We start from the raw sequence: 13,302 nt of genomic DNA, 5'->3' as shown, positions 1-13,302 counted from the left end.
TGTCACGCTCCGTCGCCGTCGAAAGAGGCCCGCCAGGACAGCAGGCGCTTGGAGAGCAGCCGTACGACGAAGTCGCTGAGCAGCCCGAGGATCGCGTAGACGACGAGGCACAGGACGATCACGTCGGTCTGGAAGTACTGCTGCGCGTTGACCATCAGGGCCCCGACTCCCGCGTCGGCGTTGACCTGTTCGGCGAAGACGAGGGCCAGCCAGGCGGTGGACAGCGCGTAGCGCAGCCCGACCAGGGCGCTGGGCAGCGCACCGGGCAGGATGATGTGCCGGATCAGGCCCGTACGGCTCAGCCCCAGCATCCGTGCCGCCTCGATGAGATCGGCGTCCACGGAGCGGATCCCCGCGTAGATGTTGAAGTACAGCGGATACGTCACCGCCAGCGCGACCAGCGCCACCTTCGACGTCTCGTCGATGCCGAACCAGACGATGAACAGCGGGATCAGACCGACCCACGGGATCGCGCGGAACATGCCCATGGAGGAGTCGATGACGTCCTCGCCCAGCCGCAGCAGACCGGCGGCCAGCGAGAGGGTGAGGGCGATGGCGGCGCCGATGAGGAAGCCGGTGGCGGCTCGGCTCGCCGACGCGCCGACGGCGTCGGTCAGTTCACCGCTGACGGTGAGGTCCTTCGCCTGGCCGAGTACGTCGACGGGGGAGGCCAGCACGGTCTCCGGCAGCGCGCCGACGGCACTGGCCACGTACCACAGCAGCACCAGTCCGACCGGGCCTGCGGCGCGGCGTACGGAACGCGGCAGCCGGAAGCCGCTCCGGGAGGACTTGTCGGCCGGTACGTCCAACCGGACCCGGGTACCGGCGGACGGCCCGGCAGTGGTGGCGGGTGGGGGAGCGGGGGCACGTTGCTGGACGGCCATGGGAGGCCCTTCGCGTAGGAGTGGGTGAGCGGGAATGGGCACGGCGCTGTGCGGAAGGCGCGCAGGGGCGCGGAACGGTGCGCGGTGGTGCTGGGGTTGGGGGCGCGGTGGTGCGTGGTTCGGGGGTGCGGTGGTGCAGCGGTGCGGTGGGGTATGGCGGACGGTGCGGCGTGCGGTGGCGTGGGGCGGGGCACGGCAGTTGGCGGGTTGGGAGCGCGGTGCAGCTGCGCGGGCTGTACGGGGTGGTGCTGGGTGCTGGCGTGCCGTGGTGTGAGGGCGGTCGGCGGTCAGCCGGGCTCCGGGCCGGTCGCGGCGGGGCGTGCGGGGTCGGAGGACCAGGCCGACCAGGAGCCGGGGTACAGGGCGGCCCCCACGCCGGCACGGGCGAGGGCGGCGACCTGATGGGCCGCGGTCACCCCGGAGCCGCAGTACACGCCGACCGCGGCCGACCCGTCGGCGCCCAACGGGGCGAACCGTGCACGCAGTTCGGCCACCTCCAGGAACCCGCCGCGCGCGTCGAGGTTGTCGCCGGTCGGTGCGCTCAGGGCGCCGGGGATGTGACCCGCGCGCGGGTCGACCGGTTCGCTCTCCCCGCGGTAGCGCTCCGCCGCGCGGGCGTCCAACAGCGTGCCCGTACGCGCCAGTTCACCGGCCTCGTCCGCGCTCAGGACGGGCAGATGCCCCGACCCGAGAACGACGTCCCCCTCCGTCACGGGTGCCGGCTCGCCGCTCTCCAGTGCGAACCCCGCGGCACGCCAGCCGCTCAGCGCCCCGTCCAACAGCACGACCTGCGAGACACCGGCCCACCGCAGCAGCCACCAGGCGCGGGCGGCAGCGGTGTTGCCGTTGTCGTCGTATACCACGACGGGCCTGCCGCGCGTCAGCCCCCAACGGCGGGCCGCAGCCTGCAAGTCGACCGGATCAGGCAGCGGATGGCGGCCGGCCTCGGGGGAGGGCGGAGCGGCCAGTTCGGTATCCAGGTCGACGTAGACGGCGCCGGGAATGTGCGCGTCGCGATAGTGCGCGCGCCCGTGCGGATCGCCCAGCGCCCAGCGCACATCGAGCACAGTCGGAGCCGGACTGCCCGAACTCAGCTGCGTGTGCAGCTCCACCGGGCTGACGGTGACGGGCCCGGGCGGCACGGGGAAACCCGCGGCAGTGCGGGCCGGTGCGGCAGTGGTCCGGTCGGTCATACGGAGGTCTCCTCGCGTACGCCCTCGGTCGCGGCGATCACGGGCAGGCCGGGGGAGAGGCGGAGCCGCTCCAGGAAGAGGACGAGCGTGGCGGCGGCCGTACGGTGGGTGACGTCGTTGAGCACGTCGTGCCGCGTACCGGCCAGGCTCACCAACTGCAGGTCGGGGAAACCGCTGTAGGTGCGCCGCGCCTCCGCCAGTGGCGCCACCGTGTCGTCGGCCCCGTGCAGCGCGAGCACCGGAACCGTCAACTGGTCGAGCGCCGGCGCCGAGAGCGCGTCCGGCGGCGCGGAGGCCAGCGCACCGCGCCGGAAGCCGCCGTCCCCCTCCAGCCGTCCGCGATGCGTGGGGCAGGCCGTACGCAGCTCCAGCTCGCCCTCCCAGTCGACGACCGGCCCGGGTGCGTCCGAGCCGGGCAGCCCGGCGAGCACCAGCGCGTCGAGACCCGGCAGCCCCTGAGCCGCGAGCGTCACCGCGTACAGCGCGCCGGTGTCCACCCCCACGAGCACCCGTGGACCCGCAGTCGTCTCGTCCGCCAGCAGTTCGGCCACCTGCGCGGCAGTGCCCTGCGGATCGCGGGTGGCGTCGTCCAGGGCGCGCACCCGGTACGCGTCGGCAGCCAGACGGCGGCCGAACCGCTCGTACAGACCGCCGTGTTCGCCCCGTCCGGGCAGCAGGATCAGGGTGCCGCGGGCGGCGATTCCTTCGGGTTCGTCCCAGGAGTGGACGGACGGTTCGACGGTCACGGGTCCTCGATTCGGTAGGGGGTGAACAGGGAGGGCCGGTCGGCCCGGACGGTGGTGGTGTGCGGGGCGACGCGTACGCGGGAACCGGGAGCCGTGCCTGAGCCCGCCCCAACAGCGGGCTCAGGCACGGGGCTTGAAACGGGACGCAGTGTCCGGCGGAGGGCGAATCTCCGGCTGCACGGAGGCCCGCCCGTACGGAGTCCCGCCCATGCGGAGCCCTCGTCCACACGGCGCTTCACCGAGTGCGCGGGTCTCTGTGGGCGCGGATCGCCGTATGCGCGGGTCTGCTGGTACGCGGACGGGTCACCCGAAGCGGGCCACTCGCGGCGTGCCGAGTGCCGGTCACGCAGCCGGACGGGCCGTCACACGCTCCCCGGACGCGCCGTCAAACGGTCACGCGCTCCGTACGGCAGGTCCCAGCGGAGCGCACTCCGCGCCGGATGTCTCAGCGACAGCGCATGGTGTTGGCCAGGCCGAAGTCGACCACGCGCCGCTGCGTCAGCCACTCGCCCGCACCGGGACAGCGCGGCAGCGGAGCGGTGCCCGGCTGCTGCTCGGTGTCCTGGGGGCGCGGCGCGACGGCCGCCCCGAGTGCTGTACGCGACATGCCCACAGCATGAGCGAGGCGGCAGCCGTACGTCCAACGACGATTCGGCATCAAAACCGATCACGAATTCTGATCGATGGGTGCTAACGTGCGCACATGCGTCAGGTCTTGGACATCGTGGCCCTCCGCAGCCTCATAGCGGTAGCGGACAGCGGGGGATTCCACCGCGCCGCCGAGACGCTCGCCCTCAGCCAGTCCGCGGTCAGTCAGCACATCCGGCGGCTGGAGAAGACCCTCGGCCGTCCCGTCGTCGAACGCGACGGGCGCAAGACCCGCTTCACCATCGACGGCAGACTGCTGCTGGAAGAGGCCCGCCGCCTCGTCGACGTACACGACGAAGCACTGCGACGGCTGCTCGGCGAGGACGCGCACGACGCCGACACCCTCGTCATCGGCTGCACCGAACACGGCGCCGACCAGATCCTCCCCGCCCTCACCGAAGCCGTACGGCAGGCCCGCCCGCACTGCACCGTACGCTTCCGCATCGACCGCTCCGCGCGCCTCGTCGAAGCCGTCGACCACGGCGCGGTCGACCTCGCCGTCTACGTCGCCGAGGCAACGGCCGCCCCCGGTACGGCAGTCGGCAGCCTCCCGCTGCGCTGGTACGCCGCGCAGGGGTGGACACCCCCGGCCGCGCCCGCACCCCTGCCGCTGGTGGCCATCGAGGAACCCTGCGCCATCCGCCGCCGCGCCCTGCGCGTCCTCGACGCCCACCGCACCCCCGCCACCGTCGTCGCCGACGCCGGCTACCTCGCCGGCGTCCTCGACGCGGCCCGCGCCGGCATCGGCGCGGCGCTCGTGGCGACGGTCGGCCGCCAGTGCCCCGACGGCCTCACCGCCCGCGACGACCTCCCCCCGGTCCCGGCCGTCCCCCTCAACGCCCGCACCCGCCGCGGCGCCGACCCCGCCCTGACAGCGGCGGCGGTAGCCGCCGTACGTACGCTCCTCGCGGACAGCGCCACGCCGCAGGCCGCGTGAACGGGGTTCGCCACGGGCCTTGCCGGGGCCCGCTGTTGCTTTCGGGCCCGGCCCCGCAGTGCGCCGTGCACCGCACCATCGGCCGGGCGGACCGCCGCCCGGGAGGGGAGACCGCATGACCATCGACACGGTGCTGTTCGATCTCGACGACACCCTGTGCGACCAGCAGGCCGCGCGACGGCGGGCCCAGCAGAAGATCAGCGGACTGCTGACCGAGCGGGGCGTGTCCGCTCCCGCCGCGTTCTGGGAGGACTTCGACCGCAGCGAACCCGCGCTCTTCAAGAAGTTCGCCGACCGGGAGATCAGCAAGGACGACTACCGGCTCGGCCGCTTCTCCTGCATCCTCCCCGCCCATCTGCCCGCACCCCTCACCCCGGCAGACATCGCCCGGATCGCCGCCGAGGCCAACACGCTCTACCTGGACAGCGCCAACTCCGACATCGAGCTGTTCGACGACGCCCTCCCCGCCCTCGACCGGCTGGACGAACTGGGCGTACGCGCCGCCGTGTTCACCAACGGGCCCTCCGACGGACAGCGCCGCAAACTCCGCGCCCTCGGCCTGGACCGGCGCATCGCCGACATCTTCATCAGCGAGGAACTCGGCCACGCCAAACCCGCCCCGGAGTCCTTCGCCGCCGTCCTCACGGCCCTCGACGCCACCCCCGACCGCACCCTCATGGTCGGCGACTCCCCGGACACCGACATCGCCGGCGCCCACACGGCAGGCGTACACGCACTCCTGCTCACCCGCCACCAACACCCCACGCCCCCGGACTGCGCCACCCTCACCACCCTCACCGAACTCGGCTCCCACCTGGCCGAGACGGCCGGTACGGCAGGGAACCGGCGCGCACCGTGAACCGTTCCGGCAGGACAGCGATCAACGCAGGTGGGGGAGCGGTGTCCGACGAAACCGACGACAGGGGCGGCCCGCTGCTGCGACTGGAGGACGTGAGCCGTACGTACGGTGACGTCGAGGTGGTCCGGCAGGTGTCGCTGACCGTCGCGCCCGGCCAGTGCGTCGCCCTCACCGGGGACAACGGCGCCGGCAAGTCCACGCTGCTGCGACTGGCCGCCGGACGGGAACGGCCGACATCCGGCACGGTGACGTTCGACGGTGCACCGGCCGACGGGGACACGTACGGGTTCCGTTCGCGCGTCGCCACGGTCATCGATCCCGGCGCGTTCTACCCGGACCTGACGGTCCGTGAGCACCTGATGCTCGTCGCCCTCGCCCACGGGAACGCCGACACCGCGGCGGAACACGTCGACACCCTGCTGCACGCACACCACCTCGAAGGGCATGCCGACGCACTGCCCCAGGCGCTCTCCTCCGGACTCACCCAGCAGATGCTGCTCGCCGCCGCCTTCGTACGCCCCCACGACCTGCTCCTCCTCGACGAGCCCGAACAGCGCCTCGACAGCGGCGCGCGCACAGAGCTCGCCCGGCGGCTGGACGGGCACAAGCGCAACGGCGTCGCGATCCTCCTCGCCACGCACCACACCGAACTGGCCGACACCGCCGCGGACTTGCGCCTGAACCTCAGCGACGGGTGCATCGACACCACAGCACACGCCGAGGCCTGAGCATGACGGACGGAGGCGCCGCCGCAACCGGCGGCGAGAGAACGACGGCCACCCTGGCCTAGGTCGTGTCCGCAAAGTCGGTGTGGTCGTTGGTAAGTTGTGGTGCGTCGGCATGAGTTGACTGATGAGTCGTGGGCTGTGGTGGAGCCGTTGCTGCCGTGTTCGCGGATGGGGCGTCCTGTCCGTGACCGGCGGCAGGTGGTCAACGGGATTCTGTGGAAGCTGTCGACCGGGGCGGCCTGGCGGGACCTTCCAGAGCGTTATGGCCCGTGGAAGACGGTCTATGAGCGGTTCCGCCGCTGGTCGGCGGACGGCACGTGGGACCGGCTCCTGGCTCACGTCCAGCAGCATTCGGACGCTGTCGGTCAGGTCGACTGGTCCCTTGTCTGTGTCGACTCCACGACGGTGCGGGCCCATCAGCACGCGGCCGGCGCCCGAAAAGGGGGCTCTGGAGTGGTGAGGCGCTCGGGCGGTCGCGCGGCGGGCTGACCACGAAGATCCATCTGGCCTGTGATGGTCACGGGCGGCCGCTGGCTTTCACCGTGACGGGTGGCTGCACCCAGTTCGAGCCCGTCATGAGTCGCATCCGCGTGGTCCGGCCGGGCCCGGGAAGACCCCGGTCCCGGCCGGATCGGGTGGTCGCCGACAAGGGGTACTCCTCGCGGAAGATCCGCGCCTACCTGCGGAAACGGGGTATCGCCTGCACGATTCCCGAACGCATCGATCAGATCAACGGCCGTCGCCGACGCGGTGAGAAGCTCTGCCACCTCGAGCGCAGCGTCTACCGCCGCCGCAATGTCGTCGAACGCTGCTTCGGCCGCCTCAAACAGCAACGAGCCCTCGCCACCCGCTACGAGAAACGCGCCATCCACTACCAAGCTATGGTCACGCTCGCCTGCCTCACGCTGTGGCTCCCATGACTTTGCGGACACGACCTAGGCTTTCTCTTTTGGATCACTCTCACGCGTGTGCGGCAGATTGCCCTGGTGCGGCACGCTGTGGCGTGGAGAGGTCAGACGCGGAGCAGGCCGGTCGAGACGGTCCAGAGGCGCTGGGCAGTGGCGGGGTCGAGCGCCCATTCCTTGACACCGTGCGGGTGCTGCGCGAGGTCGGCGTCGTTCGGCACGTTGTAGGCCTCTTGTGCATCGTCGAGATAGTGGCCTCCGGAGTGAGCGAACTCGGGGGCGACGGCCGCGACGATACTGGTGGCAGCCCCCTGCTCGACCGTTTTGTATGTGAAGACTCCGGCGGCCTCGGCCGCGTCGAGCGATGCCTTTTGTTCCGGTGTGAAGTTCCGCTGCAGTCCCGTCGCGATACCGCCGGGGTTCACCGCGTTGGCGACGATGCCGTCGGCAGCCCAGAGGCGGGTCGCCTCGACGGCGAAGAGGGAGTTCGCCGTCTTCGACTGGGCGTAGGCGATCTGCGGGTCGTAGCTGCGGCGCTCGAAGTGGAGGTCGTCGAAGTCGATGCCGGACCGCATGTGCGCCGTCGAGCTGACCGAGACGATCCGTGCTCCGTCGCGGTCGGCCGCTCCCCGGCCCAGGGCGTGGTGAAGGCCGGTGGCCAGCGCGAAGTGGCCGAGATGGTTCGTCGCGAATTGCAGCTCCCAGCCTTCACGCGTTCGTTCGAGGCCGCCGGTGACCACACCGGCATTGTTGATCAGCAGGTGAAGCGGGCCGCTCCACGCATCGACGAACCCTGTGATGGTGGCCCTGTCGGCGAGGTCGAGCCGGACGACGCGGGGCCGGATTCCTCCGGTCGACCTGCCGATCATCTCGGCGACGGCGTCACCCGCAGTCGTGGTTCGGACGGCGAGCGTCACTTCCGCCCCGGCAGCGGTCAGCGCACGAGCCGTCTCGATCCCGAGTCCGGAGGAGGCTCCCGTCACGATGGCGCGGACGCCGGTGAGGTCGATGTCCCGCAGCACCTCGTCCGCGGTGGTGGAGGAGGCGAAGGGCGTGCAGATGAGTTTGCGAGTGTCCATGGCAGCCGACTATACGCACTAGACTTGATTTGTTTAGTTTGATTCTCGCTCGTATGCTCACTCCATGATCAGTACCGACACTGACCGCCTGCCGTCGACAGTCGCTGATACCGACCGCCGAACCATGGTTCTGGAGTCCGCCATGGCCACGTTCGCGCGATTCGGTTACCGGAAGACCTCGATGGAGGAGGTGGCGCGGGCGGCGCACATCTCCCGGCCCGGGCTCTACTTCCTCTTTTCCTCGAAGGAGACTCTGTTCCGTGCCGCGGTCACCCAGGCCTTGGAGCGCGACATCGCCGCAGTCGAACAGGTCTTGGCCGACAGTGGCCGCCCCTTGTCAGAGCGCCTCGTCGAAGCATTCGACCAGTGGGCGGGCCGCTACATTGGCCCGCTGACGCGCGATGTCGCGACGGTTATCGAGGGCAATCCCGACCTGCTCGGAGAGATCGTCGAGACCACACCGCGACGTTTCGAGGAATTGATCACCGGCGCGATCGCTGTCGAGTCGGGACGAGAGGCGGCTCTCCCTGTCGCGCAGACGATGATCAGCGCATCGATCGGCCTCAAGTATCAGGCCGCATCCCGGGAGTGCTACCTCGAACGGCTGGCGGTCGCTATCGGTCTCCTGGTGCGCTGAAGACGCGTCGACGACGGACTGAGCCTCCGCGCGGCAGCACTGGCGCGCATGGATTTCCGCGCTGCCGCAGGTGCGCGACTAGGTTGTGCCGTCAAATGATCTTCGGTTGTGGATCATGGTGGGGTGCTACGTCGTCATGAACTGTCGGATGCCGAGTGGGAGTTCATCGCGCCGCTGCTGCCCCAGTCGGGACGGGGCCGCAAGCGGGTCGATGACCGCCGGATACTCAACGGGATCGTGTGGAAGCTGCGGACCGGGGTCGCCTGGCGGGATGTGCCCGAGCGGTACGGGCCCTGGACCACTCTGCACACCCGCTTCCGCCGCTGGGCGGCGGACGGCACCTTCACCCGCATGCTGCAGGCCGCTCAGCAACACGCCGACGCGCGCGGTGAGTTGGAAACGACTGCACCCAGCTCGCGGCGGTGATGGGCCGTTTCCGGGTGCCCCGCACAGGCTCTGGGCGGCCCCGGCAGCGGCCCGATCACCTCATCGGCGACAAGGGCTACAGCTCCCAGGGCATCCGCGCCTGGCTGCGGCACCGCAGCATCGCACACCATCGCCCAGCGGGCCGACCAGATCCGCAACCGGCTCCGGCGCGGCAGCCTCGGCGGCCGGCCGCCCGCCTTCGACAAGGAGCTCTACAAAAACCACAACGTCGTCGAACGCTGCTTCAACCGCCTCAAGCAATGGCGCGGCATCGCCACCCGCTTCGAGGAGACCGCCGAGTGCTACGAGGCAGCCGTCGCCCTGGCCGCACTCCTGATGTGGGCGTGACATTTGACGACACTCCCTAGTGCCGTGGCGCGACGCGACGACGCTCCTGCGGGCGCCCGCCACACTGGGCTGGGCGGTCGCATGGTGCGCGCTCGCCACCGCCCTGACTCTCCTCGCCACCATGTCAGGCGGAGGCGTCCGTGCCGTCGCCCTGCTCCTGGCCACGATCAGCGGCTACTTGGCCGCCGGACAGCTCGTCGAACCGGCGAAAGCCGATAACGACGACCCGCGGCGCACCGCACTCCTGCCGTACGGATCGCAGGGGCTGGCACTGCGGCACGCACTGGTGCCGACCGGCGTACTGACGGCCGTACTGTCGCTGGCCAACATCGCGTGCGCTGCGGCCGGTTGGTGGGCGCCCGGACTCGCGGTGCTGCTGACGAGCGCCCCGGCCCTGGTCGGAGCAGCCCTGGTCAGCGCGTACCGGGGACCGGTACCGGTGCACCTGCTGCTCGGCACCGAGACCCCGTTGGGCAACACCGCCGGCATCCAGGTCACCCTCTGGTACGCGCGGAGTCTCCTGGCCCTGCTCGCGCTGACCCACCCCGTCCTCACCCGGGCCACGGCAGGCGGACACTTCCACGCGGGCCACGCGGCATGGCTGTTGGCGACGGGCGCAGGGACTCTGTGGTGGACCCGACGAACCGCACGGAGAGCAGCGTGAACAAGAGGGGCACGAATCAGGGGCGCGGGGAACGGCGCAATCCCACAACGGCCCCGCAGCCGCGCACACCTGAACAGGGGCGCGGGGAACGGCGCAGACCCCAGCGGAACCGCACCCGCCCGCACCTGGACAGAGTCGCGGGGAACGGCGCGAATAAAGGGGCGCGGGGAACGGCGCGAACAAGACACGCCCCGTTGTCGGACCCCCGTGCCACGATGCACCGCATGACCACCCCTGAACGCCGCATGCCCCCGCTCACCGCCGATGAGCGGGAATCACTGGAGAGCTGGCTGGACTTCTACCGCACCACCCTCGTGCAGAAATGCGAGGGCCTGACGGACGAACAGGTCCGGCAGGCGACCGCGGCCCCCTCCCAGCTCACCCTGCTCGGCATCCTCCAGCACATGGCCGAGGTCGAACGGAACTGGTTCCGCCGCGTCCTCGCCCAAGAGAACGCGCCGCCCCTCTACGACCCGGACGCCGACCCCCACGGCCACTCCGGCGGCTTCGACCTCGCGGAAGAGGCCACGTACGAGGCCGCGTTGGCGACCTGGCAGACGGAAGTCGAGCACGCCCGCAAGAACTGCGCGGCCCGCACCCACGACGACACCAGCCCCTTCATGGGCGGCCAGGTCACGCTGCGCTGGATATACACCCACATGATCGCCGAGTACGCCCGGCACTGCGGCCACGCCGACCTCCTCCGCGAACGCACCGACGGCACGACAGGAGTGTGACCCGGCGCCTCACCCCGCGTGCCTGCCGGCGCGCCCCTGACCAGCCTGCGGGCCGGCCAAGGGCGCCTGATTCCCCGCCGGAACCGGCAGGCGAGCCTTGTCAGCCGATCGCCTTCTCCAGGCAGGAGACGTAGTTGGCCATGTAGTGGTCCTGAATGGCGTCGGTGCCGGGGGCGAACGCGTTGGTGGCGAAGCCCTTGGCCCGGTCGCCCAGGCCGCCGATCGTCGACATCGATTCGTGCAGGTGCCCGTCCGAGTCGATGTACCGTGCCGCCGCCACATGGTGGTAGGGCGGGTCCGTCGGCAGCTGCGTGACGATGTCGTTGTTGTTGACGAACCGGTAGTGGCGGTTGGTGAAGGCGCTGTCGTAGGAACCGGCCAGGTCGGAGTCGCAGGTGCGTGGCTGGCCGAAGGTGTAGACGCCGTCGGCCAGCAGCTGCGGGTCCTCGAAATGCAGTCTGGCGGCGGCCAGTATGGCCAGGGCGCCGCCCAGGCTGTGCCCGGTGACCCACAGGGTCTGGTTCTGGTCGCGGAACTCGGCGACTGCATCTTTGAGTTGTGGGAAGACGGCGTCCAGCGCCTGGTTGAAGCCGATGTGGACCATGCCGTGCCCGCCGGGCCCCGAGCAGGCGGGGGCGTTGATGTCGCTGAGCCAGTCACGGACCTGGGCGGGCTCGGTGCCGCGGAACGCCACGATGATCATGTGGCTGCTGCCGGCCACGAGCGCCTGGGTGTCGGTCATCGGCAGCGGCCCGGGATTGCGGCCGGAGAGATACTGCACCCTGTCGAAGCCCCACTCCCGCGCCTGTTCGCGGATCTCGGGCTCGTCCTCGTAGGCCAGCGCCGAGGTCTTGGCGAGCCAGTAGACGTGGGGAAGCTGGTAGTCGGTGGTGTGGTGGTCGAGTGCGGGAACGGCCATCGGCCATGCTCCTCGATGCGCAGTACGGTGCTGTGGTCAGCCAGACGTTTTCCACACCCGACACCGGTATGCGGTGTGTGACCGAATATCACCCGTGCGAGGGCGCACGTCCACCAAGGTGTGGGCAGCTGGTCCGCCCAAGGGGCGGAACGGGTGGGCACACCGGACCGCACCCGCGAGGTTACGTCCCCGCGCACCCAACTTCCGCGCCGCCGTGGGCCCCGCCCGGCGCGGCACGCCGACTTGCACCTCACGCAACGTAAGGGCGCACCGTAACGAAGGTACGGGGGAATCGCCCCCGTGCAGACGTACGGGGAACCCCCGTACGGACGGACAAGGAGACGGACGTGAGCCACCCCGTCGGCCAGGTAGCCACCGTCACGGGAGTGACGATCCGCACGCTGCACCACTACGACGCCATCGGACTGCTCGTCCCCAGCGAGCGCAGCGATGCGGGACACCGGCGGTACAGCGATGCGGACCTCGACCGACTGCAGCAGATCCTCTTCTACCGGGAGCTCGGCTTCCCCCTGGAAGAGGTCGCCGAACTGCTCGACGACCCGCACGCGGACCCGCTGGCGCACCTGCGCCGGCAGCACGCGCTGCTGGAGGAGCGGATCGGCAGGCTGCGCGAGATGGCCGCCGCCGTCGAACACGCCATGGAGGCACGGAAGATGGGCATCAACCTCACGCCGGAGGAGAAGTTCGAGGTCTTCGGGGACTTCGACCCGGACGCGTACGCCGACGAGGCGCAGCAGCGCTGGGGCGGCACCGAGGCGTACCGCGAGTCGCAGCGCCGCGCCGCCGCGTACACCAAGGAGGACTGGAAGGCGTTCCAGGAGGAGTTCGACACACTGCACCGCAGGATGGCGGCGCTCCTGGAGCAGGGCACGGCCGCGGAGTCGGACGAGGCGATGGATCTGGCCGAAGAACACCGGCAGTTCATCACCCGGCACAGCTACGACTGCACGTACGAGATCCACACCGGTCTCGGCGACATGTACGTGACGGACGAGCGCTTCACCGCGTACTACGAGGCCATCCGCCCGGGCCTCGCCCGCTACATGCGCGACGCGATCCTCGCCAACGCGGTCCGGCACATGTGACCCACGGGGCCCGCGAGCGGGGCGGGCCCCGCGGTCAGAGGTCGGTGGCGCGCTCGTGCCGGGGCTCGTACATGCCGACCTCGCCACCGCCCGGCAGGCGCAGCCTGGTCAGCCGCCCCCACCCGGCGTCGGTCACCGGCTGCGTGAACTCGACGCCCTGGGCGGTCAGCTCACTCACCGTCACGTCGACGTCATCGCACATGAGGAAGAACTCCTGCGCCTCCGGCCCGTCCGTGGGATGCACCGCGATCTCCGCCGGCGGCAGCTTGAAGATCAGCCAGCCGCCTCCAGCGTCGACGTGCGGATAGCCCAGCACATCCCGGAAGAAGGCCCGGTCGGCTTCCGCGTCGCGGCTGTAAAGAATCACGTGCCCACCATTGATCATGCGCTGAGCATAAAGGTTGTCCCGGTATGTGCCTACTGGGGTGTTGAGTGGGCATAGGCGGGGTGACATTGGCAATTGGTCTGAAGCGGATCGAGCCGTCA

Annotated in this window: 14 protein-coding genes and 2 pseudogenes; 9 read left to right on the top strand and 7 right to left on the bottom strand. The window is 70.6% G+C overall.

What is annotated here, in order from left to right:
• Positions 1-2: 2 nt before the first annotated feature.
• The 4 genes from AC3AGO_RS01820 to AC3AGO_RS01805 form a co-directional block, all read right to left on the bottom strand.
• On the bottom strand, positions 3-884 hold the full coding sequence (locus tag AC3AGO_RS01820; RefSeq protein ID WP_487818295.1) for an ABC transporter permease: 882 nt from the start codon (positions 882-884) through the stop codon (positions 3-5).
• Positions 885-1,171: 287 nt separating this feature from the next.
• On the bottom strand, positions 1,172-2,077 hold the full coding sequence (locus tag AC3AGO_RS01815) for a sulfurtransferase (RefSeq protein WP_487818294.1): 906 nt from the start codon (positions 2,075-2,077) through the stop codon (positions 1,172-1,174).
• The gene (locus AC3AGO_RS01810; protein ID WP_487818293.1) at positions 2,074-2,823 is read right to left on the bottom strand and encodes an alpha/beta hydrolase; all 750 of its coding nucleotides are present in this window, start codon (positions 2,821-2,823) and stop codon (positions 2,074-2,076) included. The genes AC3AGO_RS01815 and AC3AGO_RS01810 overlap by 4 nt, the downstream gene beginning before the upstream one ends.
• 445 nt (positions 2,824-3,268) lie before the next feature.
• Complete coding sequence (locus AC3AGO_RS01805) at positions 3,269-3,430, bottom strand: hypothetical protein (RefSeq protein WP_487818292.1); 162 nt, start codon at positions 3,428-3,430, stop codon at positions 3,269-3,271.
• A gap of 96 nt (positions 3,431-3,526) precedes the next feature.
• Between AC3AGO_RS01805 and AC3AGO_RS01800 the strand changes: the two genes are divergently transcribed.
• From AC3AGO_RS01800 to AC3AGO_RS01785, 4 genes and pseudogenes are all read left to right on the top strand, one after another.
• Positions 3,527-4,408: a LysR family transcriptional regulator gene (locus AC3AGO_RS01800; RefSeq protein WP_487818291.1), complete on the top strand. Its 882-nt coding sequence runs from the start codon at positions 3,527-3,529 to the stop codon at positions 4,406-4,408.
• 115 nt (positions 4,409-4,523) lie between these two features.
• Entirely contained in the window at positions 4,524-5,267 is a 744-nt protein-coding gene (locus AC3AGO_RS01795) for an HAD family hydrolase (protein WP_487818290.1), read from the top strand.
• A 41-nt stretch (positions 5,268-5,308) separates the two neighbouring features.
• Complete coding sequence (locus tag AC3AGO_RS01790; protein ID WP_487818289.1) at positions 5,309-5,995, top strand: ABC transporter ATP-binding protein; 687 nt, start codon at positions 5,309-5,311, stop codon at positions 5,993-5,995.
• Positions 5,996-6,163: 168 nt separating this feature from the next.
• Positions 6,164-6,915 (top strand): annotated as a pseudogene (locus AC3AGO_RS01785) (IS5 family transposase).
• 92 nt (positions 6,916-7,007) lie between these two features.
• On the opposite strand, the gene AC3AGO_RS01780 reads toward AC3AGO_RS01785, so the two are convergent.
• Positions 7,008-7,979, bottom strand: coding sequence for an SDR family NAD(P)-dependent oxidoreductase (locus AC3AGO_RS01780; RefSeq protein WP_487818288.1), 972 nt, complete (start codon positions 7,977-7,979; stop codon positions 7,008-7,010).
• Between the two features lie 142 nt (positions 7,980-8,121).
• Here AC3AGO_RS01780 and AC3AGO_RS01775 point away from each other — a divergent pair, with 142 nt between their 5' ends.
• The 4 genes and pseudogenes from AC3AGO_RS01775 to AC3AGO_RS01760 all read left to right on the top strand — a co-directional run bounded on the left by AC3AGO_RS01775 (position 8,122) and on the right by AC3AGO_RS01760 (position 10,791).
• The gene (locus tag AC3AGO_RS01775; RefSeq protein WP_487824509.1) at positions 8,122-8,616 is read left to right on the top strand and encodes a TetR/AcrR family transcriptional regulator; all 495 of its coding nucleotides are present in this window, start codon (positions 8,122-8,124) and stop codon (positions 8,614-8,616) included.
• A 123-nt stretch (positions 8,617-8,739) separates the two neighbouring features.
• A pseudogene (locus tag AC3AGO_RS01770) lies at positions 8,740-9,390 on the top strand (transposase).
• Positions 9,391-9,409: 19 nt separating this feature from the next.
• Positions 9,410-10,054: a hypothetical protein gene (locus tag AC3AGO_RS01765; RefSeq protein WP_487818287.1), complete on the top strand. Its 645-nt coding sequence runs from the start codon at positions 9,410-9,412 to the stop codon at positions 10,052-10,054.
• A gap of 224 nt (positions 10,055-10,278) precedes the next feature.
• Positions 10,279-10,791 carry a DinB family protein gene (locus AC3AGO_RS01760; RefSeq protein WP_487818286.1) on the top strand — a complete coding sequence of 171 codons (513 nt, stop codon included), beginning with the start codon at positions 10,279-10,281 and terminating at the stop codon, positions 10,789-10,791.
• Between the two features lie 100 nt (positions 10,792-10,891).
• Here AC3AGO_RS01760 and AC3AGO_RS01755 read toward each other — a convergent pair whose 3' ends face one another.
• A complete protein-coding gene (locus AC3AGO_RS01755; RefSeq protein ID WP_487818285.1) occupies positions 10,892-11,710 on the bottom strand; it encodes a lipase family protein in 819 nt (272 codons plus the stop codon).
• A gap of 347 nt (positions 11,711-12,057) precedes the next feature.
• On the opposite strand from AC3AGO_RS01755, the gene AC3AGO_RS01750 reads away from it, so the two are divergent.
• Positions 12,058-12,816, top strand: a complete 759-nt coding sequence (locus AC3AGO_RS01750; RefSeq protein ID WP_487818284.1) for a MerR family transcriptional regulator — start codon at positions 12,058-12,060, stop codon at positions 12,814-12,816.
• A gap of 34 nt (positions 12,817-12,850) precedes the next feature.
• Here AC3AGO_RS01750 and AC3AGO_RS01745 read toward each other — a convergent pair whose 3' ends face one another.
• Positions 12,851-13,183 (bottom strand): VOC family protein, encoded by a 333-nt coding sequence (locus tag AC3AGO_RS01745; protein WP_487818283.1) that lies wholly within the window; start codon positions 13,181-13,183, stop codon positions 12,851-12,853.
• Between the last annotated feature and the right edge of the window lie 119 nt (positions 13,184-13,302).

It is taken from the genome of Streptomyces sp. BL1 (assembly GCF_057628045.1).
The sequence above is the reverse complement of the archived record's forward strand: the minus strand, read 5'-3'. Positions and strand labels throughout refer to the sequence as shown.

Excerpts from the sequence above, each read along its gene's own strand:
- AC3AGO_RS01820 (WP_487818295.1), bottom strand. The coding sequence starts at position 884 with ATGGCCGTCCAGCAACGTGCCCCCGCTCCCCCACCCGCCACCACTGCC.
- AC3AGO_RS01815 (WP_487818294.1), bottom strand. The coding sequence starts at position 2,077 with ATGACCGACCGGACCACTGCCGCACCGGCCCGCACTGCCGCGGGTTTC.
- AC3AGO_RS01805 (WP_487818292.1), bottom strand. The coding sequence starts at position 3,430 with ATGTCGCGTACAGCACTCGGGGCGGCCGTCGCGCCGCGCCCCCAGGAC.
- AC3AGO_RS01800 (WP_487818291.1), top strand. The coding sequence starts at position 3,527 with ATGCGTCAGGTCTTGGACATCGTGGCCCTCCGCAGCCTCATAGCGGTA.
- AC3AGO_RS01795 (WP_487818290.1), top strand. The coding sequence starts at position 4,524 with ATGACCATCGACACGGTGCTGTTCGATCTCGACGACACCCTGTGCGAC.
- AC3AGO_RS01780 (WP_487818288.1), bottom strand. The coding sequence starts at position 7,979 with ATGGACACTCGCAAACTCATCTGCACGCCCTTCGCCTCCTCCACCACC.
- AC3AGO_RS01775 (WP_487824509.1), top strand. The coding sequence starts at position 8,122 with ATGGCCACGTTCGCGCGATTCGGTTACCGGAAGACCTCGATGGAGGAG.
- AC3AGO_RS01760 (WP_487818286.1), top strand. The coding sequence starts at position 10,279 with ATGACCACCCCTGAACGCCGCATGCCCCCGCTCACCGCCGATGAGCGG.
- AC3AGO_RS01755 (WP_487818285.1), bottom strand. The coding sequence starts at position 11,710 with ATGGCCGTTCCCGCACTCGACCACCACACCACCGACTACCAGCTTCCC.